The sequence below is a fragment of the Halopseudomonas nanhaiensis genome (assembly GCF_020025155.1).
Lineage (GTDB): Bacteria > Pseudomonadota > Gammaproteobacteria > Pseudomonadales > Pseudomonadaceae > Halopseudomonas > Halopseudomonas nanhaiensis.
This window is the reverse complement of record NZ_CP073751.1, coordinates 263,646-288,052: the sequence shown is the minus strand read 5'-3', so window position 1 is coordinate 288,052 and position 24,407 is coordinate 263,646. Positions and strand designations below refer to the sequence as shown.

Sequence of the window (24,407 nt, the reverse complement as noted above, 5' to 3'; positions counted from 1 at the left end):
TCACTTTCCTTCGGTCGTCAAGGCTCGCAGGGATTCGATACCGAGCGTCCACTTATTCAGGTTCATTTTCTCGATGACAAGATGGGTGATTAAAGCGGCCCGCTGCCAGAGCGATGCTTGCTCCGAATGCTGAGTAAGCGCAGCCAAGTTGTCAGAAACCCTCGAAGGCACGAAAGAAATCTCCGTGTCACTGCGTAACAAACCGACCATTTCACCATGGTTCACCCACGCCTCGTCGGGATGCTCGTCTCGAAAAACCGACTCACCGAAAGCTACAAACGGCTGCTCCACCCCCATCAAATCGGCTAACGTTGGGAGAATGTCATAGTGCGAAACAAGCTTGGCCGATTGACCCGGTTCGATCAGGTGGGAGGCATGGATCAACAATGGCACGCGGAAACGGCTCCGCAGACTTTCCGCGCTGGCCCGCAGTACATGGTCCGAGGTGATGACGAATATCGTATTCTCATACCAGGGCTCTCGACGCGCTTTGGCGATGAACTCACCCAGCGCCCAATCGGAATAGGCGAGCGTGTTCAGGTATCCATGCTCGCTCCGCGCGTCATGGGGATAGCGATGGAACCGTTCGCCAGGATCAGCAAATGGCTCATGTGTCGTCCCGGTAAACACCACTCCGAAAAACGGCCCGGAGTCAGCTAGATCATCGAGGCGCTGATGGAAAAACTGGAGCGTTTCGTGGTCCCATCCGAAGCGAGGAGTCGCCTGTGGGTAATCCATCTTCAAAGGGATGTCTTCCTGGCCATAGTACTCAGAGAATCCGAGGCTTGCCGCAACGGAATCCATGCGAAAGGACCGGCGGGTGGATGATTGCACAAATACACTGCGATATCCTCGATCAGCTGCCAAGTTGCCGATTCTTGACATATCCATCTGTTCAAGTCCTTCGGACAGACGAGGCTGACCAGGCAACACCGGTACGCCAGTAAGGATGGCCTGAATGCTTTGGATGCTCCGCTGGGCTGCGGCGTAATGATTGGAGTAAACTTGGGACTCCGCAAGCAAGCGATCCATATTAGGCGTTACCCCGAGATCACTGCCTGATAGCCCGTCAATATACTCGTTACTCCAACTTTCCAAGATGACCAGAACTATGTTGGGCGTCGTTTTTTTGTCGGTGGTGTAGTGTCGCAGGAATGGGTTCGGCCGGCTTATACCCAGCTGGTCTCGCAGCGCATTCGCTTGCTCGGGTGTTATCGAGCTATGCAGCGCCTCGTCCAGATTACGACTCGTATGAATAACCGAGAAAGCCGCATTCATTGCGAGATTTCCTAGGCGGGCGTCGCCTAACGCATGAGCGTCCACCACGTTCAGCGGCTTGCCGTCCAGCACAAATCCCCGAGCGAACACCAAAAGAACTGGCAGTGCCAGAACGAAGGTCACCCAGGCCTGGCGGCGCCCCGATTGCCTTGGGTAGCGGGTCTCCCGCGTGACCAGCTTCAACCACCCCAACGCCCCCAGCACCAACAGTACGGAGACGCTGATGAACTCCTCTCGCCGTGATGTGATTAGTAGGTCAATGACGAAAGGCCAGTCATTTACCATGAACATCAGTTCTGCACCGATGTGGCGCTGAACCTCACCGAAGAAAGTGGCACTGACCACCCCTAATATCAACAGCGTGGCCAGCGGAAGCATTGCCAGAATCATCCAAAAGCGTCGCCACGTAGGGTGACCAGCAAAGCGAAACGGCAACAACAAAGCCAATAGCGGGATCGAGCAGAGCTGGGTGATGATTGCCAAATCGAAGCGCAAGCCGATTAGAAAAGCGCGCCCCGCTTGGCTCGGCGAGATGCCGGCGAAAAACTCCGGGTACAGCCAGAGAAGTGCCGCGCGTAGAAGAACGCACAACCCCACTCCGACCAAATAAAGACCTATTATGTTACGAAGGTTAGTGGAAAGCTTTGTGGCGGAGAGCTTCATTCATCAGCTCCGCTAGAGCGACCGGAAAGCACCTCGCGTGTTTCGCGACGAAACAACCAACTATGGGCGCGGACACGTGATAGCTTCAGCCCCATCTCGGAGATGGCGTTAATTACTTCCACAGTGCTGCGATCACCTATATCCGGGGTGTGGATCTCAACGAGAATAAGGCGCAGCTCTGGGTTCAGACGGCAGGGGAAGAGGGTCGTTTCTAGTCCTTCAATATCGACGACTAGCACGCTCGGCTTGTGATGAGCGAGCAGCTCGCTGATTTTCAACGCCTTGCATTCGACTTGTTTGATAAATTGATCGACACGCTGGGCTCCGCTCCACCAGAAGTCCTCATGGATGCCCAAGGTGATGGATTCTGTCGTATGGGCATCTGAAACGGCCATACCATCTACCACACGGCCGGCCTGACCGTTTAGCGCGATGTTCACCGCGATTTGACCGTGGAGCACTCTGTTGGGCTCGACTACGACAATCGCCTGCCCGCTACATCGCGCCGCCCAGGATGCAGTTACCCCAACGCCTCCGCCTAGCTCAAGTACCCGGTCGCCCGGGACCACATGTTCCGAAATAAGCTCCAGATCCGATTGTTCGTAATCTCCGACCAGAAAGTAATAGGCCAGGCGGGGGGGGAATGCGCTATCCACTCGCATGGAGAGCGGTAAATAAGGATGTTGGACTACGGTCGGCTCTTTAAGGGCTTTTAGCCAGAGCCCTATCCGCTTGATTTGAAGTAGATCTTCGGAGGTATCAGTCGGCCAGCCAGAGAGCCCGCGTGCATTGATTAAATGCTTACGATGCTCGACCAGCCGCTGATCAATCAACGGTTCACGCATGATTAGTATTCTCAGATGGTGCTGATTCAAACCAACTCAACGCGCTACGTCACGGAATTGGCATGCGAAAGGAGATGCCCGGCGAGTGCGAGCGAGGATGGAGCGCTATGGTGGGGTTACGCCAATGGCCATCTGAGAACAGGGATCGGTTGAGAAGAGCCGCGATTCTACCAAAGCCCCTGTCGAGGTTCACTGCGTGGATGCATTAAATTATTTCAAACGGTTCGAAACACGAACGCCGCTTCGTTGGCGGAAACGCCGACCCAAAACCGGTACTGACATTTCGCTGGCGATCCGATTGCACTTTTCGGCTCCACGGATATCTCATCTGCATGCCTGGCGGAGCGGAGCGACGATCAGGCGCGTCAAAAACTAGCTCCGGGCCGACGAGTTACGCTTGTTTTGCTTCTCCGCCAAGTCATGCCGCGTTTGCGGCGCGCTGACGATGGTTTGATACAGACGGAGGAGCGGATGAAAGCCAAACTGGGCTGTTGGGTGTTGATGGCGCTACTGAGCGCGGGTTGCGGCGGTGGGGGTGGGGGTGGCAGCAGCGAAGAGGCAGAGCCGACGCCGACGCCGACGCCGACGCCAGAGGAGCAAACTCCGCCACCGACTGATACGCCAGATGCCGGCATCCCTACGGCTCCGCAGAATCCTCCCAACCGACCTTCGTCCCCTCGGCCGCAGCCGCAGGATCCAGAGTCTGAAGAAGAGGAGGAGGAGGAATCCCCTGCCGATCCGAGCACGCCTGGGCCTATACTGACTCCTACCAACCCTGATCCGGAGGAGCAGGAGCCTGAGGAGCAGCCTGCTGAACCCGTACCGACCGAGCCTGAAGAGCCGACTCCCGCTGAGCCGGAAGAGCCTAATCCGACCGAGCCGGAGGAACCAACTCCGACCGAGCCCGAGGAACCGACTCCGACCGAGCCCGAGGAGCCGACTCCAACCGAGCCTGAGGAGCCTACCCCAACCGAGCCCGAGGAACCGACTCCAACTGAGCCTGAGGAGCCGACTCCAACCGAGCCGCAAGATCCGGCACCCAGCGAGCCCGACGACCCAGTTCTTAATCCATATCCTTATGCGTCGGCGGGGTGTGGCTTCGAACCGCTCGCCGAAGGTGAACACAGCCTACAGATCAACGGAGTGAGCAGAAAATATACCGTCGACTTGCCTACCGGTTACGACCAGGACAGGGCCTATCCGGTGGTGTTCGGTTTCCACGGTCGCGGCCGTGATGGTCAATTTCAAAACACGGATTACGGCAACCTCGCTTCGACCATGGGGGACGACGCGATTTTGATCTACCCCGAAGGACTATCCATGGACAACCAGGGTGCGGTGGGAGACAAGCATGGGGGGAGCGGCACCACATGGGAGCTTGAAGGGACGGCCGACCTGCAATTTTTCGATGCAATGCTGCAAGAGGCAAAAGTAGAAAGCTGCGTCGACGAGCAGCGTATTTACACCGTGGGTTTCAGTATGGGCGGCTATTTTTCAGCACGGCTGGCATGTGAGCGTGGCATGGACGTCCGGGCTTTCGCAGCAGCAGGTGCTGGCGCCCCCGTTGTCGATCCGAACATGTGCGAAGACATGTCTGCTGCTTGGATAGCACACGATCCAGAGGACTCCGCAATCGACTACGAAGCGGGGGGTGTGGCTCTTCGCGATTATTGGTTGGATGTGAATATGTGCGGACCGGAGACACAACCGGTCGCTTCGGAAGGCAATTGCGTGGAATACACAAACTGCGCAGCGGACTTCCCTGTTCGCTGGTGCACCTACAGCCAGGGAAGCAACCATCACCAATGGCCGAATTTCGGTCCTCGTGAGGTTTGGGATTTCTTCCTTTCGTTGGAATAGGTCGATGCAGGCGATGCGAAGGAGCTGAACTTTAGCCGCCGCGCAGAGCCCATTAAAGGCCTTTTAGAGTAGCGAGGAGGAGAATTGGGATATTTGCTGCGGTCAGTACTGTTCGGGATCATAGCAGGGTTCCTATTTGCCGCTGCGGCAATCGTGAACATAAGCTCGCCGCTGTTCTCGACCATTTCATTGCTCTTGGGGCTGGTCGTGCTTTATCACGCATGCTTGAAAGGCAGATTCACCTGGGCGCGGAATTTCGATTCACGCCACCGTGGATTGGCTCGACGAGAGAAAGACAGTCGGCGAAGTTTGCCGAACCCGACGATCGCCGCTCTTCGGCCCTGCCGTGCAGCGACGGACGCTAAAAGCGGAACCAGCGCAGTCAGTGGTGGCCAAAAGCACACGGGGCATCCGACTGAATAGCGGCACGGTTGGTTTCGCGCTCCGTTCTGCGATGCGACCCAGCCCAAAATAGGAGGGTCATGAAATACCTTTATTGCGCTCGAAAAGTTTTCGCCACCACACTGTGTGTACTCTTTGTACTCGTATGGGTTCCGCTCATCAGTACCATCCATCTCATCTGCGACGCCGTCGCTCGGAAAGACACAGCTGATTCACGCTTTTTCTGAGTCTGTCGGTATCGGAGTAGAACGAAGCGAAGCGCCCGGTGCTCCGATTGAGCTGTCCCCTTCCCCGATTAGGCGATTGGCGCATTGGCGCGCCAGGGCTGAAGTAAAGCGCGTGCTCGGACTGTCGACGCTAAGCCACCGAGTCAGAAGCCCCCAAAGCGAACAGTGCTTTTGCTGTAAAGCACTGTCTGGATCCGACGCTTAATCGAACCGTCCGCTTCCGGCCAAAAGCGGTCGGTCAGGAAAATGCGCAGCTCCCGCCCGTCCATTGCACTGCCCTTGAGGACGATTGTCGTTGTACCGCGCGGCATAATGAGTAGTTCTCCTTTCTACCTAGCCCCGGCGGTGCGCCAATTTCCTTAGGAGTGTCTGGACCGGTGCTTTGGGCCATGCTATCAGTCAATATCTTCGATTTCATAGCCGGCGGCTTCCATCACTTGTGCAATCTCGGCTGGCGTCTCAGCGGACCATTCCCGGCCTGATAATATTTCCTGGATCCTCAAAAGTGCACCTTCAGCGCTCATCGCCGTTCCTCCCGTTGGTTTACGACCAGAATAACCACCCTCTCCAGAATCCCAACGGCCCGTCAGTCAAAAAACGGCCGTGATCAGCCTCAACCTCGATCATTCGGAATCTGCCATTCGTCCCCGCGGGCCCGGGGCGCGTCAGCTTTAGTTGTGTTTAGTACGCCGATGTACTAACTTAGTAAACCTGATTACTAACCGACACTAATCCTATGACCGAAGCTCAAATCAATTGGCACTTTGCGCGTACTGACCTGGCCGAGCAGGTGCTCGACCGCTTCAACGTCGGCGCAACCACGGCTCTAACCCTGTTCGCTCCCCGCCGGATGGGCAAAACCGAGTTTCTGCTCGACGACCTGCTGCCTATGGCAGCGGAGCAACGCGATTACCTGACCGTCTACGTCAACTTCTGGGACCGCATGAACGACCCAGTGGACAGCATGATCATCGGGCTTCAGAAAGCCGGAAATCAGGCTCGATTCAAAGACAAAGCAAAGGGCTGGTTCGGCAAGTTTCGAAGTGGCGGGATTGATACGCCAATAGGCGGGGTGAGCCTCGAGGTGGCCGGCGCGGACCCCGCACAGAAGCTCGATGCAGTGCAGGAAATGTTTGACGCTCTGATTGCAGATGGCCGCCGTGTCTTGCTCGCTCTGGACGAGGTGCAGCACCTGGCTACCAGTCAGGCGTTCGAGCCCTTGGTCTTCGCGCTGCGCGGACTGATCGACTCGAACCGGCAACGGGTCCGAGTGATTTACACCGGCTCCAGTCGAAGCGGACTCACAAAGCTGTTCAACAAGCGCAATGCCCCGCTGTTCAGTAGCTCACAGCAAATAGATCTCCCTGAGTTCGGCCGCGCCTATCTGGAACACATGGCTGCGGCTTTCAACGAAGCAACGGGGCGTACCTTGGACCTCAACGAATGCCAGGCAGCATTCAAGATGATCAAGAAGGTGCCTTTCGACTATCGCCAGATCATCGACCAGCTCATATTGAAAGGCGGCACCGACATTCGCGCCGCAACTCAGCAATACCTCGAAGAAAACAACCAGGATGAGGCATACCTTGCTACCTGGGCGGAGATGAAGCCGGTTGATCGAGCTGTTTTGCAGTGGGTTATCTCAGGTAACACCCAAGGGATGTACAGCCAGGAGGCCCGGACGTTTATCGCCGAGGAGCTGGGGATGGGTGAGATCGACGTTCCGACTATCCAAAACGCGGTCAATCGTCTGAGGAAAAAAACTCATCTGGCCCCTGTGGCTCAGGGCCGTTACGAGTTAGAAGACCCCTTCTTCGGCGACTGGATCGTCAATAACGTGCAGGGTGAGTGACTTGGGTTTTGTCCTGCTTCATTCAGACTCAAGCTATCTGTCGCCCGGGTCGATACCCGAGATGCGATTTCACAGAAGAGACATAGCGGCATGAGCATTTCAGCAGTATCAGTTGAGCAGATCAAAAAGCAGGTGCTACCGGAGCTGTTCGCTAACCCAGCCAAGCTGGGCGAATACGGTGGCTCGCTGGAAAAGCTCGGAGACCGTCATCCATCTATCGGATCTGATGGAGCGTGGCGCCGTGAGTGGTCTGGCTTCGCTGATCGCTGAAGTCCTGTCATCAATGGCGAAAGCCTCGCCCGAGCAGATCGCCAAGAAACCGGGCTCGCTTGATCGCTTTCTGGGTGGAGCCGTAGAACGTCAGGTGCAGTACCAAACCGCTCGAAAGCGGCTGGAAACCCAGCTGGCCGATGCAGAAGCGTTGGCACAGGGCGTACGCGATACCGTGACCTACATCGACCACATGGTTGGCGCCCATGCCCAGGAAGCTGACGCGCTGCGCCTGTACATTCAGGCTGGCCGGGAGTTTCTGGACGAGAACCCTACCGTAGGGGTGGCCAAAGAAGGCGAATTGACCTTTGATCGGCCAAGGGAGCGTCTGGCCCGAAAACTTGCAAATATGGCGACTTTGCTGGCCTCGCACGAGCTGAGTATTAACCAAATGAAGCTGAGCCGCGCGCAGGCGTTGGACATGCTCGATCGGTTCCGCTAGACCGTCACTGTGCTAGTCCCAGTTTGGCGGCAACCCACGCTGGACTAAGATAAGCCACGTACGATGCTCAGCCGACGTGGAGCATTCACATCGACTAGCAATGCCATCGAGTTCAATCCGGTTGGGTTTACCTAGACTGGTTATTTGCCCGCCTATGTTGCGCCTTCCTTCGCTCGGTTAACGAGGCCTCCCGTTACAGGTCACCGATAGACGAGGACCAAGCCAGAGCGAAATGCCTAAGTACCGTTGCAGCCGCTTCGGTGTCAAACCGTACAGTGAAATAACGCGCAGGACCCTGATCATTCAGTGCTGTCCTGACAGAATTGTAATCTCCCCGCAACGTTCCCGATATTTAGGCGGAGCTACGATTCAACATGCACCCAAATGTCTCGCTATTGACAAGAAAAAGTATGAATAAAAAAATCAGTTTTACCCTAATTGCAGCATCTGTCATCGTAGCCGCTCATTCACAGACTCTCTCAGCAGAAGAGCTAGTCGCCAGTGGGTTTGTCGATGGAAGCGACCTGTCGGTACTTAACAGAAATTTTTATTTCAACCGAGACGACCGTAACGGTCAGTTTAGCCCGAAAGGGACCGGTTATTCTGAAGCTTGGGCTCACGGGGTGATAGCCAACTTCGAGTCTGGCTTCACCCAAGGAACAGTCGGCTTCGGACTGGATGCCTTCGCGATGCTGGGTCTAAAGCTTGACACCTCTGAAGGGCGAAACGGGGGAAACAGTTCTTTCGACATGCTTCCAGTCAACAGCGACGGTGAAGCAATGGATGAGTACACCAAGCTTGGGGCAGCTGTTAAGCTGAGCGCTTTTGACACCGTAGTCCAAGCAGGAGACGTGTTTCCGACCACACCAGTCGTCCACTATGGTGATTCTCGCCTGCTGCCCGAAAGCTTCCGCGGTGTTACGCTGGTTCATACTCGCCTCGAAAATTTGACAGTCCAAGGCGGCCGACTCACAGGCATGAGCCAGCCTACCAGTAGCAATATGTTGGACGATTTCGAGACCTTCTATGCCGGACCGGTCGACTCTCCCTGGGTGGCATATTTCGGTGGTGATTACTCCCACGACTCCGCTCTGGCACTAAGCTTATACACAAGTCGCTTGAAGGACGCTTGGGATCAAAAGTACATAGGCGTAGCGAGCGAATTGCCTTTATCGGAAAAGTTGTCTTTGTTTGGCGGGTTTAATTACTACAACTCTACTGACCAAGGCAAAGATCTACTCGGCGAGTTTGATACCGACATTTGGAGCGCCAGAATAGGAGTCGCCTCCGGCGCGCATAGCATTTCCCTATCGCATCAACGCAACCATGGTGACAACGATTTCGACTACTTACGGCAGTCAGACTCCATTTTCCTTGATCATTCCTTGCAGTACAGCGACTTCAATTCACCTAAGGAAAGGTCGTGGATGGTTCGTTATGACTTAGATATGAGTGAGTATGGCGTGCCGGGCTTGTCGTTCATGACACGCTACGCTACCGGTCGAGACGCAGATTACTCGAACGCTAACGCGGTCTACATGCGAGAAGACGCCGACGGCAATCCGCTCACGGACCAAAAACGCTGGGAGCGCAACGTCGAGGCCAGATATATCGTACAGACCGGCCAACTACAAGGGTTGTCTTTTAGACTACGCCAGGCTACAACCCGAGCGACGGCGTTCGAGTCTGACCTCGATGAGGTCAGGGTAATTATAGAATATCCGTTCGACGTTATTTAAGCCGATTGCTGAACCCTTCAGAAGGGCGCCCACAAAGGCGCCCTTTAGTGCCCAAAAGTCTTGGATCCGCTGCATTCTCTCGACTGGGATTCCACATCGAGGGTAGCGTGCTTTACTGAAAACACGCTGGCCAACATCTGCTTGATCTCACCCTTGATATCCTCGCTGCGCGTCATGTATTCATCCTTTATGACCACATGCGCTTCTATTGAAATACGATGCTCATCAATGGGCCAGATATGGAGGTGATGGATTCCGCAAACCCCTGGTATCGCTAACGAACGGGAGACGACTGCTTTTGGGTCGATATTGGAAGGCGTAGCGGACATGAGTATCCGGATGGCACCACCAATCTCGGAAAAAGCCTGCCAGAGTATGTAGCCGGCGATCATCAACGTTATCAACGGGTCTATGAAGTACCAGTCGAACAGGATAATCAACGTGCCGGCCACGATAACCCCAACAGACCCCAGCGCGTCGGATACGTTGTGCAAGAACGCAGCACGTATATTCATGCTGGACTTGGATAATTTAAAAGTCAGCAGGGCCGTTATGGCATCAACCACCAAGGCTATAACCGCAATGATTACTACGGTCCATCCTTCAATCGGCTCCGGTTCTATGAATCGAAATATCGCTTCGTACACCAAATACAACCCGATTACAATCAAGGTGGTATAGTTGATGAGCGCGGCGATCAGCTCGGCTCGAACGTATCCAAACGTCCAGTCTTCACTTGCCGGCCGTCTAGCTATTCTTCGAGCGATATAAGCGATCGCCATTGAGATGGCGTCGCTCAGGTTGTGAATGGCATCGGCGACCAGCGAGAGGCTCCCTGACAGGATTCCCCCAACGATTTGCACGACAGTCAAAACGACATTGACGACGACAGCCCACCAAACGCGTTTGTCCCCCGCCTGCTCATTATGTACGTGTTGATGTCCCATCGCGCCTCCATTTCTTCAATCAAATTGCTTCAGGCGATTCCCCGAGGATCGTTAGCTGTTCAGCCAGCGCACGAACGATAACCTGGCGGATTGCCACGCGCGTTTTCAAATCGCCGGCATTATCCTCAACGCCACGTATCACGACACAGTGTCGTCCTCGGAACCGTCCTGTATCCGAATCGCCCGTCGAACATCACTGACGAAGATACGCCCGTCCCCCCGCAATCCGGTATGAGCCACCGCTTTTAGCACTTGAATCACCTCGTCCACGTATTGGTCCTGGCAGACGATCTCAATCTTTACGTGATTAACGAGATCTGCCGTGCCATCAATTGGATGACCCACCCTGGGATGGGCCTTGCTACGCCCAAAGCCGCGCACGTCGGAGACGCTCATACCGCTGATACCACTAACCCGATGCAGTGCCAGGGTTACCGCTTCGAGCTTATGGCTCTTTATGTAAGCCTTTATCTCTTGCACGACGTTGTCTCCATTCAACCTTTTTCATGGAGGTCAGCCGGATCATCAGCGAACCATTGGTAAAGAGCGGGAATAACAAGCAGAGTAAGAATTGTAGCTGTCACTAGCCCACCAACCACGACGGTTGCCAGGGGCCGCTGTACTTCGCTTCCGGTACCGCTAGCGAACAGTAGCGGAAACAGCCCGAGCGCCGTAGTCACTGCGGTCATCAGCACCGCCCGCAATCGAGCACATGCTGCGCGAACGCTGGCTTGAGCGACCGAAACGCCATCCCTTACCAGCTCGTTGAGAGAGCTAACCAGCACCAAGCCGTTCTCTAACGCTATGCCAAACAACGCAATGAAGCCGATTGACGCCGGTACCGACAGGCTTTGCCCTGTCAGCCAGAGGCCCACGATTCCGCCGACAAGAGCCAGCGGAATATTCAGCATGATCAGGGCAGCGTTGCGCAGTGAACCAAAGTTTGCATAGAGCATGATGAATACGAGCGTTAGGGTGATTGGCACCACGATCATCAAACGCTTGTTGGCTTGTTGCTGAAGCTCGAACTGCCCTCCCCATTTGAGAAAATAACCTGGCGGTAGGTCGACCTGCTGAGCGATAGCGGCGTCGGCTTCGGCAACAAAGGAACCAATGTCCCGATCACGTACGTTGGTCTGAATGGTGATGAAGCGCTGATTGTTTTCACGGGTGATCTGCCGCGGACCAACCACCTCTTCGATACTTGCCAGCTCCTCCAAAGGGATCCGCTGGCCAGCAGCGTTTTCGAGGATTAGCTGCCGGATCACTTCGGCCTTGTTCCGTGCCTCTTGCTTGAGACGCACATAGATGTCAAAGCGGCGAATACCCTCAAATACCTGCCCGGCTTCGCTGCCACCCACGGCCACGCTCAACGTATCGTGAACATCGTTCACGTTGAGTCCATAACGGGCAATCGCGGCCCGATCCAAAGTGATACGCAACTGCGGTGTACCGCCGATCTGGTCGCGTTGAACATCCTGAGCTCCACGCACTGTGCGCATTACCTGTTCGATCTCTTGCGCCTTTTCGACAAGAATGTCTAGGTCATCGCCAAACAGTTTGGCCGCCAGCTCGGCCTTGGTCCCCGTGAGCAGCTCATCTACTGCCGCAGCGATAGGTTGCGTGAAGTTAAACTTGGCGCCGGGGAAGCTTTCAAACCTCTCGCTCATTGCAGCGTAGAGACCGTCCAGCGTAGTTGCACTTACCCATTGTTCTTGCGGCTTGAGAGAAACGAATATTTCGGCGTTGTTTACTGGATCGGCATGCGCACCCACCTCACCCCGGCCAATACGGGAGACAACCTGCGTTACTTCTGGGAAATCCTCCATCAGTTGTCGCTCGAAAACGGTGATGGTGGTCTCAGCCTTTTCCAGTGAGATCGAAGGCGCCATGGTGGCACGGATCAGCAAATCGCCCTCATTCAGGCGCGGCACGAACTCGGAACCCAAGCGCGGGGCTACAGCGGTGCCCACAGCCAGAACGACCACTGCCAGCAGCAACGCAATCCAGCGACGAGCGACCACGGCCTCAATAAGTGGCTCGTAGCCTTTGAGCAAAAAGCCAACGATATCCTTGCGGGGCCTGTCCTCGCGAATCTTTGGCGCCCTCATCAACAAAGAGGCGGCAACCGGTGCGATCATCAACGCAAATATTAGCGATCCAAACATCGCCACTGCCACTGTATAGGCCAGCGGTTTGAACGTTGCGCCCTCTACGCCCTGCAGAGTGAATAGGGGCAGGAAAACAACAATGATAATGCTGATAGCAAACAGGATAGGCCGTGCGACCGAGTGACATGCGCGCATCACAATATGCAGCCGCGACTCGTCAGGCTGAGCTTCGCGCAACATGCGATCCACGTTTTCCACTACCACAACTGCGCCATCCACCATCATTCCAATAGCGATGGCAAGCCCACCGAGCGACATCAAGTTCGCGGAGATCCCGAAAACTTTCATCGCAATAAACGTGAAGCCAACCGAAAACGGAATGGAGAGCGCTACAACCAGGCTGGGTCTGAGGCCGCCCATAAAGGCCAGCAGCACCAGAGCCACCAGAATTATCCCCTGCAATAGCGCGTTGATCACCGTGGTAACCGCTGCTTTCACCAGGGTGGCCTGGTCGTAATAAGGCTGAACCACCACCCCTGAAGGCAGGTTGGCATTGATTGTAGCCAGCTCTTGCTTGACCGAACTGATCACTTGGGAGGTGTTGCTACCGATCAGCTTGAGCACCATGCCGACAACAACCTCGCCATTGCCGTCCTTGGTGGTGACGCCCCGGCGAATTTCTCCACCAATCTTCAGGTCGCCAAGTTGGTGAAGATAAATGGGGGTCCCATTGATGGTCTTAATGACAATATTGCGCAAGGAATCCAGGTCAGTCGCGAGACCCACCGAGCGCACAATGTATTCTTCATCATTCTTAACGATAAACTGAGCGCCGGCATTGGCATTATTGGCTTCAATGCGCTCTTTGATTTCCGGCAGGCTAATGTCGTAACGCAGCAAGGCGCTCGGGTCCACGTTCACCTGGAACTGCTTCACCTCACCGCCAATTGAAAGAACTTCCGTAACACCTTTGACGGTCTGTAGATTGAACTTGACGATCCAGTCCTGAATTTCGCGCAGCTCGGTGGTACTGTATCGACCGCTGGTGTCTTCGAGCACGTAGAACAGGATCTGTCCCAATCCTGTCGTTATTGGCCCCATAACGGGGTCTCCGAAGCCACGAGGGATGGACTCACTCGCATTCTGTAGTCTTTCGCCCACCAATTGCCGAGCGAAATAGATGTCCGTTCCCTCCTCAAAATAAATGTTGACCACTGACAGACCGAAATTGGAAATTGAGCGCACATGGTCAAGCTTCGGCAGTCCATTCATCGCGCTTTCAATCGGGTAGGTGACGTATTTCTCAACTTCCTCTGGTGCCAGTCCCTCGGTTTCCACGAACACCTGGACCAAAGCCGGCGATATGTCGGGGTAGGCGTCGACCGGAAGGGTGCGGTAGGCGAAGTAGCCGCCAACTAGCGTGGCCAGCGCTAACACGATGACCAATAGCCGGTTGCCCAGCGCAAAACGGATGATGCTTTGCATACGGCTCCCCTGGACTAGTGGTTGTGACCGGAATCGAATTCATTCTTTTGCAGTTGTGCCTTGAGCACAAAACCGCCCTTCACTACGTACGTCTGTCCGGAAACCAGTCCGCTTAAAACTTCCGCCATCCGCCCATCACTGCGACCGAGTTCGACGGGCCGAGGCTCCCATCGCTCGCCTTCTTGTACGAAAATGGTTGGCTGACCTTCTAGGTCGATGATTGCACTCTCCGGGACGGCAACATCTACCTCGTGCTCGCCGATGGCGATGTCGCTTTGAATGAACATGCCAGGTTTCCAAGCGAGGCGCTCATTGGGCAGGAAAACCCGAGCGAGACCTGTGCGCGTACGTTCGTCGACCGACGGAGCCACATAGTCTATGCGGGCCTCGACCGGCTCCGGGCCATAGCTGGTACTCAGCCGCACCGGCTGGCCAACCTGCACCAAAGGCACCTGCCGAGGATAGAGCGCGATATCAGCCCAGAGCGTCGACATGTCTGCGACTACAAAAGCGGTGTCGCTTGGAGACAGATGCTCTCCCAATGTAACGTCTCGATTGATTACTATCCCGTCGATCAGCGACTGAAGGTTGAATCGAGCAAGCGTTTCAGAGCTCTCCGCCACGGCAAGGGTTTGACCAGCGTTGACTTTGTCACCTGTTTTTGCCCGAACCTCCACGATCTTCGCATCGAAACGTGGGCTGATATGCGCAACGGCTTCCTTGTTCAGCTGAACCTCCCCTGGCAATGACACTTGCTGTCGAATGACACCCGCATCCGCCACAGCTATTTCGCCGCCAAACTCACGTAGCAGACCTACACTCAGGGTCAGATCGGCTTCTTCGCTGTCTTCATGTCCTTCTTCAGCGTGACCGTCATGTTCTGTCTCTTCTTCCTGAGAATGGTGAACCCCTGCTGCTCCATGTGCGTGGTCAAGATGCTCGGTTTCAGCGCTCTGTTCTTCAGTCCGATGTTCATGCGAAGCGCCTTCCTCTACGTGAGCGGCTTCGTTCTGCATTGTTGCACCGGCCGCCGCATGGGCAGGCAGCGCAGCAAGGAGCAAGCTTCCAGTTAGAAGCAAGTGTTTGTTCATGGTGATTCTCCCTGTCTCATTTGCTCGGCATCTTCAGCTAGGTAGGGCAGACGGTACCTGGCGGACACGCCGACGGTATCTCCCGCACCGGTGTGTCCGCTGCGCGTCAGAGGCTGGCCGGTCAAGGACTCAAGCGTGATGAGGATTTGGTGAAAGCCGGTGGCAGCCACAACCGCATCGTTCTCGATCGCCAGAACTTGCTGTCGGGCTTGCACGAGTTCCAGATAGGAAAAACGTCCGACTTCGTACCCTTTTTGTATTAACTCGAACGTCTCTCGTGCTTCGGGCAGCATTTCATCAAGCAGTACCGTGACTTGATGACGACTCTGTTCCAGTTGAGCATATGCGCTGTGCAGCTCCGCGAAGATTTCTACCCGCGTCGCTTGCTCTTCCAAGTCGAGCCTCGCAAGGTCCTCGCGGGCGGCCTGAATGTTTCCACGATTCTTGTCATTCACCCCGATTGGCATGGAGAACTGCAGTACCATCCCTATATCGTTGGTTTCCCGCGCGTGTTTGAATCCGGCGCCCAACTCGACATCTTGCCGGCCACTTGCGACGGCGAGGTCCAGCTGGGCCTGCCGTAACCTGCTCTGACTGAGAAATCGTTGTAGCTGCGGCGCCTGATCGAGCTGCGCACGAACGCTCGTGAAATCAGGTATTTTTGTCAGGGAAAACAATTCGGCACTCACGACCGAATAGTCTGGCTCGCCCCCGCCCCATAAGCTTGCCAGACGACGCTTGGCATTGGCCAACCGTACCTCGAGGTTGCTAACTTCTAGCGCCGCCCGCATCGCATCGGTCCGTGCGCGACCAAGCTCGGCCCTGCTTGCGCTACCGGCCTCGAAACGTCTCTTGGCAACAGCTTGAGCTGACAAAGTCCATTCAATGGCCTGCTTCGAAAAATCAAGCAATCGCTGCGCTTGCGCAACCTCCAGATAGCGACTGGCAGCGGCGGCCAGAACATCAAGCCGAGCCAGCTCGTAGTCTCGCTCGACTAACTGGCGCTGCCAGCTACTAACGTCTTGACGCAAGCTGCGCTTATTACCCATCTCGATGACCTGGCTCAAAGCCAGTGTGGTTTCCACTGCTTCGATGCCAGACATTGCACCGCTGCCAAAAACATTTTCCACCTCAACCGACACAACCGGATTGGGTCGAACGCCTGCCTGTAATGTTTTTGCTTCGGCGGCCCGGATCTCATAGGGATAAGCTGCCAGTTCCGGGCTGGACTGCAAGACACGGGCGAGCGTCTCGGAGAAAGTCAAAATCACCATTTCCTTATCGGTTGCCCAACCAGGACCAGACCAACCGAACAAAACGCCGACGGCTAAAAGAAAACCGGCACGGTACGGCCATCGGGCCAGACGCAGGCGCGTGCAGATAAGAGCGCGCATAAGCCACCTCAAGTTAAGTTGAACCATAATTTGAATGTCGTAGGACCAGCTTCGCTAGACTCAGCAGTAACGCAGCCTTGATGGCTTTTCATGATTAAGCGAACGATGGAAAGACCTAAACCTGTCCCCCCTTCGTCACGCGAGCGCCCTCTGTCGACCCGGTAGAATCGCTTAAACACTGAATCCAAATGCTCTTCGGGTATACCAGGCCCAATGTTCGTGACCGACACCACGATCGACCGGCCTTCGCTTGATATGCTTATTGGTATATTGGTACATGGCGACGCATGTCTAATGGCATTTGAGAGCAGGTTGGAAATGGCTCTCTGAACCATCAGTTTATTGCCCAAAATAACGCCTTCTCCCTGAACGGTTAGCATAATGTCCTTATCTTCTGCCATTACGCTAAAGAGATTAACGACATGCTGCGCTTCATGAGCAAGATGAATTTCTTCGGAGAGATCAGCTGTTTCGACTTGGAGCGTTTGCGCCAGATAGAGCATGTCGGAGACGATACGGGTTATCCGTTCAAGCTCTTCCACGCACGATTCGAGAGTTTCCTTATACTGTACAGACGTTCTTTCACGTGAAAGGGCTACCTGTGCTTTGCCCATTAGATTGGTAATCGGCGATCGCAACTCGTGTGCTAGGTCGTCGGAAAATTCGGACAACTGCTGCACTCCGCTTTCGAGTCTATCGAGCATGACGTTGATACTCGAAGCCAGCTCTACAAGCTCTCTGGGAAGCCCGGTTGGTGATATACGGTTTTTCAAATCATGGGTGTGGACAATTTCGGCAAGCTTTTTGAACCTGTCTAGCGGAGCCAAACCACGTCGCGCGATCCAACCTGCCCCTAAGCCAATAATCATAAGAAAGATCGGCAGAATCAGCAGCGTAGAGTCACGAAATGCATCGAGCAGTTCGGCGTCGTCAGATCGGTTTCTCAATAGAACCAGAGACACTTCCTCACCGGTTTCGCCGACCTTAAGAGTGGCAGATCGGACCTGCACACTGATTCCCGCATCTTGCAGCCGATCCCGATAAGTCGCCAGATTATGGGAGCAAGCACCATTTCCCATGACCTGAAGAGGAATAGTGCCAATACTGAAAACAAGTTGCCCTGGATCGCTCGCGTTGCAAGCGAGCAACCCGAGATCTGGATGACCAGTTACCAAGTCAGCCAAAGCATGCGACTCCAGTCTCGAAAGAGATGAAGGTGTAGAATCTCCTATGGTATGTACTAGCTGATCGAGCTTTTGCTTAAGCCTGGCGTCGGCCAGATTTTCCAGTTGACCGTGTAGCATTATCCAGGACTGGCTGAACATAAGAATGACCAAAACTGATCCTAAGAGGCTTATTGACAGGCCAATTCTCAATGACAAGCTCAGCGGTTTGATCATCCTCGATCCTCAAGAAGATACCCAACACCACGCAATGTATGAATGAGCTTTTTCTCAAAGGGTTCGTCTATTTTTGCACGTAGCCGTCGGATGGAAACGTCAACGACATTTGTGTCGCAATCAAAATTTATATCCCAAACTAGCGAAATTATTTGCGTGCGAGTCATCACTACACCAACATTTCGCATCAAAAGTTGTAAGAGGGAAAACTCTTTTGTGGTCAAGTCGATGCGGTTCCCAGCCCTATAAACGCAGTGCCTTGCGGAATCGATCTCCAGATCGGCAATCTTTAGAGCCTCGGTTTCTGTAATCTTTTCACTTCGTCTTAGCACGGATCTTATCCTGGCCACGAGCTCTGGAAACTCGAAGGGTTTAACCAGGTAGTCATCTGCGCCGAGATCTAAGCCTTTAACCTTGTTGGATAGCCGACCGCTCGCCGTCAACATGATCACTCGGGTATCGCTGCCGAGCCGGATCTCCTGCAAGATTGACCACCCGTCTTTTTCAGGAAGGTTGACGTCTAGCAACACTAGCGCATATTTCTGATTTCTGAATAAATGAATGCCATCCGTCCCAGTCAACGCATAGTCAACGGTGTATCCGCACTCACTGAGACCCTGCTGCAAATACTCAGCAGTCTTAATCTCGTCCTCTATGATCAGCACTCGCATCGCTGTACCCGTGTGTCATGCAATCTTGAAGAAAGTGATACGCAGCATCAAAAAAAGGGCGCCGTCAGGCGCCCAGAACATCTCTTGTTGAAGGAGTACAGTTACTTCAAGAGATGAAACCGCGCATCAGCTGTCTTTGTCGTCGTTCTTTTCCGCTTTCTTCGTCTTCTTTAAGAACAGCTCGTCATAGTTCATGATAAGTTTCTTACGTTGCCCAGCTTTGGCCACGGGTTCATTGGTATCGGTGACCGTGGATACGTCGCGGTCGGCCAGCATAGTTCTCAGCCTCAGGCTTCCGTCTTCGGCCTGGACTGTAGAGCTAATCCCAATCAAGGCGAGTGCCATACTGGATGCGATCATCATTCTTTTGAAGTTCATGGTGTCCTCGACGCGGCACGGTTGGAATTGGCTTGATTATCCTGATCCAGCCTGACAGGAGGGTTAACCGAGAATGACAATCTTGTCATGTTGCGTATTGGAGGGTACGTTCCGGTTCTGTTTTATCCAGAGGCTCGTTATCACAAAGCACCTGCATTTCCGAGGCGTCGCACCGTTTGAGGGGTTGAGGAGGTTGGCAAACCTAGCACGTTTTGAGCTCCTGGTCACCGAGGTCAGCCAAAGAAAAGGGGGTATCCGGATTAAGTGGTTGATGGGCCTTCCAGCCCCATCCAACCCTTAGTCCTTCCAGAAGGTTGATAGATCGACACCGAAGTTCTTCTCAGGCTCGGGGAGTCCCATGTTGTAGGTCATGGTGGCTCTGCCCAGAAACGGGGATTCCTTGACTTGTGGCGCCTTCTTCTTGTGCTTGGTGGTATAGAGCATCCGGGCTCGCATTACCTCGAACGAATAGCCCCGGCCATCACGGTTTTTGTCCTTGGCTAGGCGGTTTATCGACTACGTGAAAGCGTTGGTGATCGGGATGTCGGTCTCAAAGTAGGTCAGCATCTCTTCACGCCAGCCACTGACGGCGCTGACGAGATCCTTCCAAACCTCCTTCTGCCCCTGAGGGATGTTGTCAATCCAGGTGGCGAGAGCCTGTTCGGCACCACGCCGATTGGTACAGTCCCAGATATGGTAGAAGCGCTCCTTGTGCTCGTAAGCCGCCAAGAGCTGGGGGGAATGCTCCTGTCCAGGTCTCCATGATGAGCCGTTCGCGGTCTGAAACGTCGTGAGCGCGCTTCAGCAGGATTTTCCGGTCACCTTTGAGGGTCCGGCGCTGATTGGGCTTCAACTCCTTCCTTAGGCCTTTGCGGATCTTCTCTAAGGCCTCGTTGGCCATGCGCACGACGTGGAACTTATCGACCACGATACGGGCCTGTGGCAGCACCGTCTGGAAGGCGCGGCGGTAGGGCTTCCACATGTCCATGCTGACGATCTCGACCTGGTGGCGGTTGGCCATGCTCATGAGGCGTCTTGTCACCCTCTCTTGCTGACGACCGGGTAGCAGGTCCAGCAGGGTGCGCTCTTCCAGATTGGTTAGGATGCAGCAGAGCCCTTGGCAGCAGTCGTGCATCAGGAACGTACAGCTGGCTCATGAAGGCGTGCCGCCTTATCAAGGCCCAGGACGCGCCTATTCCGGAAGTCAAGCATGCGATAGCGAAGACGCTAGGCGATTCAGCGGCGGCGGCTGCCTGGTTGATGTCGTATTTCCGCCCAAATAAAGAGGGCGACACCGAGGAAGATCCATACGTCCGCTAGGTTGAACGATGGCCAGTGCCACTGGGCATAGTGAAAATCGAGAAAATCCTCTACGTAGCCTAACCGCAAGCGATCTGCGACATTGCCCAACGCGCCGCCGAGGATCGCACTGAGGGCGAGCCGATAACTCAGTACGCGTGGTGAACGCCAAAGCCAGTACACCAGTAATATCGAGATAACCAGGGCCAGTCCGATGAAAAGCGGCTGCTGCCAACCGCCGACATCCGCGAGAAAGCTGAAGGCCGCCCCCGTATTGTGGCGGTGGACCCAATTGAAGAAGGGTGCGGCAGGCACGCTTTCACCATGCGCTAGCATGGTGCTGGCAAGGTACTTGCTCGCCTGATCGACAAACAGTAACAGGAGCGAGAGCCACAGCCAGCGCATCGCCTTTCCCGGCTCGTGGGCTTTCTCTGCGAGCCGACTGCCATAAGTAGACATATCCCCTTCCTCCTGACCCAATCTAGAATTTGCTCGCTGCTAAATAACAAGCGTCATGTACCCAACCGATGATGCCGACGAATTCGACGGAGCAGGAGCAGGCCGAGTCCGAGTGCGGTCAGGCCAAGGACAGGCCAATCCCGCCAGCGCACATAAGGGGGCGCGCCAGTTCGCGGTGTCACTTCGGCGCTGAGGGTGGCCACTTCGAACTGCGGAGCACGCTTGAGCACTTTGCCCTCATGATTGATGGCTGCTGTGATACCGGTGTTCGTGGCTCGAAGAAGGTCACGTCCGGTTTCGATGGCACGCATGCGTGCCATCTGGAAATGCTGGAGGGGGCCGAGCGAGCTGCCGAACCAGGCATCGTTGCTGACATTCACCAGTAACTGCGCTTCGGGCAGAAGCTCAGTGACTTCGGCACCAAAGACCGCCTCGTAGCAGATGAGTGCCCCTACGGGCACCCCTGCTGCATTCAGGACGTGCGCTTCCCGTCCCGGTGTGAAGTCGGACATGGGCGCCCCGAGCACGTCGAGGGCCGACCCCAAAAGATCCCGAAACGGAACATATTCACCGAAGGGCACCAGGTGGCGTTTGTAGTAGAAGCCTGAGGGATCGGAGAGGCTTACCACGGCGTTGTAGGTACGGCCCTCCGCCTCGCGTACCGGGACGCCAATCATTAACGATGTGCCTGCCTGATCGGCTAACGCCTCAAGCTCAGCAAGATATGCTTTGGCCTGGTCATGCCACATCGGGATTGCCGCTTCTGGCCAGATCACGATATCGGCTCCGAGATGCTGCGCGGTAAGCGCCTGATAGCGCTCAAGTGTGATGTCCCGGTATCTCGGGTCCCATTTCTTGTCTTGCGCGATGTTTCCTTGCAAGAGGACGACATCGATCGGGTCAGCGGCTGGCTGCGTCCATTCACGATCCAGCAGTTGCAAGCCGGCGAGGGTAGCGACTAACACGGCACCGACTACCGCAGCACGGCGCAGGCTTGGCCCCTGGACAACCCAGGCAAGCCCGCCAGCGAGAAGTGCCACCAGTAAACTCACGCCAAGCACGCCAAAGACGGGAGCGATAGTGGCAAGTGTGGTGTCGGTCTGGCTGTAGCCAATGAAGAGCCAGGGAAAGCCGGTCAAGAACCAGGTGCGCATCCATTCACTCAGCACCCATGCCGCAGGTAGCCCTAGCCAGAGTGCCATTGCATCCATCTCAGGGCGCAGGCAGCGCACGAGGTACGCGACGCCCCATGGAAAGAGGGCGAGCAGCGAGACAAAGGCCGCCGTGACTAACACCGCCACCACGGGGCCATTGCCGTACTGGCTAATGCTGATAAAGACCCAGGAGACACCCACGCCGAAGTAGCCAAGGCCAAAGAGGTAGGCCGACCACAGCGCCTGACGCCTTGAAGACTGCGCGGTCAGGACAAAAAATGTTGCCAGAGCGATCACCGCAAGCCATGCCCAGCCCACAGGGGCAAAGGCAAGCGGCATGGCGCCTCCAGCAAGTAGAGCCATCCCCCCTGTCAGAAGCGGCTTATAGCGCACGCCCGTGTATAGGCTAGAGGGTAGCGCGCACTTATCACCCAATGCTCTCTCGCCTCCGAATCCAGGATCAACCCTGTGGCTCATGCTTTCTTGCTCCGCTTAATCAAGCTGCGTCAATTCATTCGGCCGGCTGGCCAGGGTGGCAAAGTGAATGTTTCTGGACTCGACTAGGTGCGCCGTAAGCTGGGAGCTGCTTCGTATTCGGCCAGCACGACAGTGGCTGTGTTGGGGAGCAGTACGTTAGCTTTGCGATACCACCCCTTCCAAGCCCGCTGATACCAGAACGAACAGGACGAAGCCGCCTATGAAAGCCAGCGGTGAGATGTGCGTATCGTCACCGCTCTCGTGAGCCTCGGAGACCATATCTTCGATGGCAGCGACCGTGAGAAGGCCTGCCGTGAACGTCAGTGCCGCTAGCTTAAATGCCTCCGGCTGGTTCCTGAGTACGAAGTAAGCAAAGACGGCTGCCGAGAGCACAGGAATCGCGAAGGAAGCAGAGAGCAGTATCCGCTTGCTACGAGGGATTCTTTTATCTTTCATGGTGGCGATCGTCGCAAAGCCCTCAGGAACATCGGCGAGAACCTGACCCGCCGCCAGGATTATCGCGACCGACGGTGAGACCGCCGACCCCGCCCCGATCAGGAGGCCATCGCTGAACAGGTCGATGGATACGGCGATATAGATCATCCAGACACTCGTCTGACCGCCTTCTCCCTGCTGGCCTTGTCGCTTCTGGAGACTCTCAACGAGCTTCTCGATACCTACGTAAGCAATGCCGCCCAGCGCGAAAGCGAGGGCGATTACCCAGGCTGAGAGGTTCTCTAGCACGCGCGGCATGATTTCAACCGCCACCACCGCAATGACGAGGCCGGCAGCGCCGTGAAGGGCGTAATTGAGACGGCGCCCGGTAGTTCGGGAGGCCTCCGCAGCGAGCCCACCACTAAAATTGCCTAAGGCGGGCAACAGCGCCAGGCCGAGTACCAGCCAGATACTATCCATCATCTTCCTTCCTTGGTTGATTCCTAGATACGCTACCTTGCTGGCTCCGAGCCTTCGCGCTATATGCTGTCGTTCAGGCCTAGCGCGCTTGTACAGCCACTTCGATCAAGTGTCCCAGGCATCGATAGCTGCGTACCGTGCAGCCTCACCCCTTGAGCGCCAGGATGCGCCGAGCGCCGTTGAGGACGATCAGGCCCACGATGGTACCGATAATCAGGTCAGGGTAGCTGGACCCCGTCCAGGCGACCAAGGCACCGGCGGCGATGACGCCCATGTTGATCACCACATCATTGGCCGAGAATATCCAGCTTGCCTTCATATGCGCGCCGCCTTCGCGGTGCTTGGATATCAACAGCAGGCAACCGGTATTGGCGATCAACGCGACGAAGGCGATCGCCATCATCATCAGCGATTCAGGCTCACTACCGAAAACAAAGCGTCGCACCACCTCGACGAGTACGCCGATAGCCAAAATCAGTTGCAGTACCCCTGCCAGATGCGCGGCACGTACCTGCATTTTCGCACTGCGCCCTACGGCATAGAGAGCCAGGCCATAGACGGCTGCATCGGCAAACATATCCAGGGAATCAGCGATCAGGCCGGTAGACTGGGCGATCAGGCCAGCAGTCATTTCCACCACGAACATGATCGCATTGATACCGAGCAACACGCGCAGAGTGCCTGACTCCTGCGTAGCAGAGACTGCCGAGCTCTCAGCGGCCTTGATCGTCTTTGGGTCGGCAATGACGGTTTCCTGAAGAGAGGCGCCTAGCCCCAAGGTCGCCAGTTTCGCGGTAATGGGCTCAGCCTCGCCGTCATGCACGACCTCCAATCGGCGGTTCGACAAGTCGAAGGACAGCGTTCGAATCTCATCAAAGCCGTTCAGCGCCAAGCGGATCATCCGTTCTTCTGAGGGACAATCCATCTTCGGCACAGCATACACGCTGACCCATTCCCCTGACGCTTCGGAGGAGACCGGCATATCGGTATCCGCTGCAGGCGTTGCATCGCAGCTACATGGGCCACCACAGGCTTTACTCACGATACG

The 24,407-nt window shown here is 55.4% G+C and carries 20 protein-coding genes and 1 pseudogene; 4 read left to right on the top strand and 17 right to left on the bottom strand.

Going from position 1 to position 24,407, the window contains the following annotated elements; genetic code table 11:
- Positions 1-1,941: an LTA synthase family protein gene (locus tag KEM63_RS01330; RefSeq protein ID WP_223654238.1), complete on the bottom strand. Its 1,941-nt coding sequence runs from the start codon at positions 1,939-1,941 to the stop codon at positions 1-3.
- Entirely contained in the window at positions 1,938-2,786 is an 849-nt protein-coding gene (locus KEM63_RS01325) for an FkbM family methyltransferase (protein WP_223654236.1), read from the bottom strand. The genes KEM63_RS01330 and KEM63_RS01325 overlap by 4 nt, the downstream gene beginning before the upstream one ends.
- 471 nt (positions 2,787-3,257) lie before the next feature.
- Here KEM63_RS01325 and KEM63_RS16935 point away from each other — a divergent pair, with 471 nt between their 5' ends.
- Positions 3,258-4,646: a CE1 family esterase gene (locus KEM63_RS16935; RefSeq protein WP_267461152.1), complete on the top strand. Its 1,389-nt coding sequence runs from the start codon at positions 3,258-3,260 to the stop codon at positions 4,644-4,646.
- 772 nt (positions 4,647-5,418) lie between these two features.
- Here KEM63_RS16935 and KEM63_RS01310 read toward each other — a convergent pair.
- Both KEM63_RS01310 and KEM63_RS16930 read right to left on the bottom strand, forming a co-directional pair.
- Positions 5,419-5,586: a hypothetical protein gene (locus KEM63_RS01310; protein WP_223654234.1), complete on the bottom strand. Its 168-nt coding sequence runs from the start codon at positions 5,584-5,586 to the stop codon at positions 5,419-5,421.
- A gap of 84 nt (positions 5,587-5,670) precedes the next feature.
- Entirely contained in the window at positions 5,671-5,799 is a 129-nt protein-coding gene (locus tag KEM63_RS16930; RefSeq protein WP_267461151.1) for a hypothetical protein, read from the bottom strand.
- Positions 5,800-6,011: 212 nt separating this feature from the next.
- Here KEM63_RS16930 and KEM63_RS01305 point away from each other — a divergent pair, with 212 nt between their 5' ends.
- The 3 genes from KEM63_RS01305 to KEM63_RS01295 all read left to right on the top strand — a co-directional run bounded on the left by KEM63_RS01305 (position 6,012) and on the right by KEM63_RS01295 (position 9,578).
- Entirely contained in the window at positions 6,012-7,127 is a 1,116-nt protein-coding gene (locus KEM63_RS01305) for an ATP-binding protein (protein WP_223654233.1), read from the top strand.
- Positions 7,128-7,305: 178 nt separating this feature from the next.
- On the top strand, positions 7,306-7,839 hold the full coding sequence (locus KEM63_RS01300) for a hypothetical protein (protein ID WP_223654231.1): 534 nt from the start codon (positions 7,306-7,308) through the stop codon (positions 7,837-7,839).
- 410 nt (positions 7,840-8,249) lie between these two features.
- On the top strand, positions 8,250-9,578 hold the full coding sequence (locus KEM63_RS01295; protein WP_150302362.1) for an OprD family porin: 1,329 nt from the start codon (positions 8,250-8,252) through the stop codon (positions 9,576-9,578).
- Between the two features lie 44 nt (positions 9,579-9,622).
- On the opposite strand, the gene KEM63_RS01290 is transcribed toward KEM63_RS01295, so the two are convergent.
- From KEM63_RS01290 to KEM63_RS01230, 13 genes and pseudogenes are all read right to left on the bottom strand, one after another.
- Positions 9,623-10,525 (bottom strand): cation diffusion facilitator family transporter, encoded by a 903-nt coding sequence (locus KEM63_RS01290; protein WP_150302363.1) that lies wholly within the window; start codon positions 10,523-10,525, stop codon positions 9,623-9,625.
- Between the two features lie 138 nt (positions 10,526-10,663).
- Positions 10,664-11,005, bottom strand: coding sequence for a P-II family nitrogen regulator (locus KEM63_RS01285; RefSeq protein WP_150302364.1), 342 nt, complete (start codon positions 11,003-11,005; stop codon positions 10,664-10,666).
- Positions 11,006-11,019: 14 nt separating this feature from the next.
- Entirely contained in the window at positions 11,020-14,121 is a 3,102-nt protein-coding gene (locus KEM63_RS01280; protein WP_223654229.1) for an efflux RND transporter permease subunit, read from the bottom strand.
- Positions 14,122-14,135: 14 nt separating this feature from the next.
- A complete protein-coding gene (locus tag KEM63_RS01275; protein WP_223654227.1) occupies positions 14,136-15,212 on the bottom strand; it encodes an efflux RND transporter periplasmic adaptor subunit in 1,077 nt (358 codons plus the stop codon).
- A complete protein-coding gene (locus tag KEM63_RS01270) occupies positions 15,209-16,606 on the bottom strand; it encodes a TolC family protein (protein WP_223654225.1) in 1,398 nt (465 codons plus the stop codon). The genes KEM63_RS01275 and KEM63_RS01270 overlap by 4 nt, the downstream gene beginning before the upstream one ends.
- A gap of 8 nt (positions 16,607-16,614) precedes the next feature.
- Entirely contained in the window at positions 16,615-18,006 is a 1,392-nt protein-coding gene (locus tag KEM63_RS01265) for a heavy metal sensor histidine kinase (RefSeq protein ID WP_223654223.1), read from the bottom strand.
- Positions 18,003-18,677, bottom strand: coding sequence for a heavy metal response regulator transcription factor (locus KEM63_RS01260; RefSeq protein WP_223654220.1), 675 nt, complete (start codon positions 18,675-18,677; stop codon positions 18,003-18,005). Before KEM63_RS01260 ends, KEM63_RS01265 begins: the two co-directional genes overlap by 4 nt.
- 126 nt (positions 18,678-18,803) lie before the next feature.
- Positions 18,804-19,055, bottom strand: a complete 252-nt coding sequence (locus tag KEM63_RS01255) for a hypothetical protein (protein ID WP_223654219.1) — start codon at positions 19,053-19,055, stop codon at positions 18,804-18,806.
- A 297-nt stretch (positions 19,056-19,352) separates the two neighbouring features.
- Positions 19,353-20,163: pseudogene (locus KEM63_RS01250) on the bottom strand (ISL3 family transposase); the annotation flags it as partial.
- Between the two features lie 128 nt (positions 20,164-20,291).
- Complete coding sequence (gene lspA / locus KEM63_RS01245; protein WP_008930575.1) at positions 20,292-20,813, bottom strand: signal peptidase II; 522 nt, start codon at positions 20,811-20,813, stop codon at positions 20,292-20,294.
- Between the two features lie 53 nt (positions 20,814-20,866).
- On the bottom strand, positions 20,867-22,306 hold the full coding sequence (gene lnt, locus KEM63_RS01240; RefSeq protein ID WP_009686176.1) for an apolipoprotein N-acyltransferase: 1,440 nt from the start codon (positions 22,304-22,306) through the stop codon (positions 20,867-20,869).
- Positions 22,307-22,600: 294 nt separating this feature from the next.
- Positions 22,601-23,362, bottom strand: coding sequence for a ZIP family metal transporter (locus tag KEM63_RS01235; protein WP_223654217.1), 762 nt, complete (start codon positions 23,360-23,362; stop codon positions 22,601-22,603).
- Positions 23,363-23,504: 142 nt separating this feature from the next.
- Positions 23,505-24,401 (bottom strand): cation efflux transmembrane domain-containing protein, encoded by an 897-nt coding sequence (locus KEM63_RS01230; protein ID WP_223655915.1) that lies wholly within the window; start codon positions 24,399-24,401, stop codon positions 23,505-23,507.
- Positions 24,402-24,407 lie beyond the last annotated feature (6 nt).

What these genes read in the sequence shown, in the direction of transcription:
- KEM63_RS01330 (WP_223654238.1), bottom strand. Translation starts at nt 1,941, where the DNA reads ATGAAGCTCTCCGCCACAAAGCTTTCCACTAACCTTCGTAACATAATA.
- KEM63_RS01290 (WP_150302363.1), bottom strand. Translation starts at nt 10,525, where the DNA reads ATGGGACATCAACACGTACATAATGAGCAGGCGGGGGACAAACGCGTT.
- KEM63_RS01305 (WP_223654233.1), top strand. Translation starts at nt 6,012, where the DNA reads ATGACCGAAGCTCAAATCAATTGGCACTTTGCGCGTACTGACCTGGCC.
- KEM63_RS01280 (WP_223654229.1), bottom strand. Translation starts at nt 14,121, where the DNA reads ATGCAAAGCATCATCCGTTTTGCGCTGGGCAACCGGCTATTGGTCATC.
- KEM63_RS01295 (WP_150302362.1), top strand. Translation starts at nt 8,250, where the DNA reads ATGAATAAAAAAATCAGTTTTACCCTAATTGCAGCATCTGTCATCGTA.
- KEM63_RS01325 (WP_223654236.1), bottom strand. Translation starts at nt 2,786, where the DNA reads ATGCGTGAACCGTTGATTGATCAGCGGCTGGTCGAGCATCGTAAGCAT.
- KEM63_RS01260 (WP_223654220.1), bottom strand. Translation starts at nt 18,677, where the DNA reads ATGCGAGTGCTGATCATAGAGGACGAGATTAAGACTGCTGAGTATTTG.
- lnt (WP_009686176.1), bottom strand. Translation starts at nt 22,306, where the DNA reads ATGCCGCTTGCCTTTGCCCCTGTGGGCTGGGCATGGCTTGCGGTGATC.
- lspA (WP_008930575.1), bottom strand. Translation starts at nt 20,813, where the DNA reads ATGTCTACTTATGGCAGTCGGCTCGCAGAGAAAGCCCACGAGCCGGGA.
- KEM63_RS01275 (WP_223654227.1), bottom strand. Translation starts at nt 15,212, where the DNA reads ATGAACAAACACTTGCTTCTAACTGGAAGCTTGCTCCTTGCTGCGCTG.
- KEM63_RS01265 (WP_223654223.1), bottom strand. Translation starts at nt 18,006, where the DNA reads ATGATCAAACCGCTGAGCTTGTCATTGAGAATTGGCCTGTCAATAAGC.
- KEM63_RS01235 (WP_223654217.1), bottom strand. Translation starts at nt 23,362, where the DNA reads ATGATGGATAGTATCTGGCTGGTACTCGGCCTGGCGCTGTTGCCCGCC.
- KEM63_RS16935 (WP_267461152.1), top strand. Translation starts at nt 3,258, where the DNA reads ATGAAAGCCAAACTGGGCTGTTGGGTGTTGATGGCGCTACTGAGCGCG.
- KEM63_RS01310 (WP_223654234.1), bottom strand. Translation starts at nt 5,586, where the DNA reads ATGCCGCGCGGTACAACGACAATCGTCCTCAAGGGCAGTGCAATGGAC.
- KEM63_RS16930 (WP_267461151.1), bottom strand. Translation starts at nt 5,799, where the DNA reads ATGAGCGCTGAAGGTGCACTTTTGAGGATCCAGGAAATATTATCAGGC.
- KEM63_RS01270 (WP_223654225.1), bottom strand. Translation starts at nt 16,606, where the DNA reads ATGCGCGCTCTTATCTGCACGCGCCTGCGTCTGGCCCGATGGCCGTAC.
- KEM63_RS01255 (WP_223654219.1), bottom strand. Translation starts at nt 19,055, where the DNA reads ATGAACTTCAAAAGAATGATGATCGCATCCAGTATGGCACTCGCCTTG.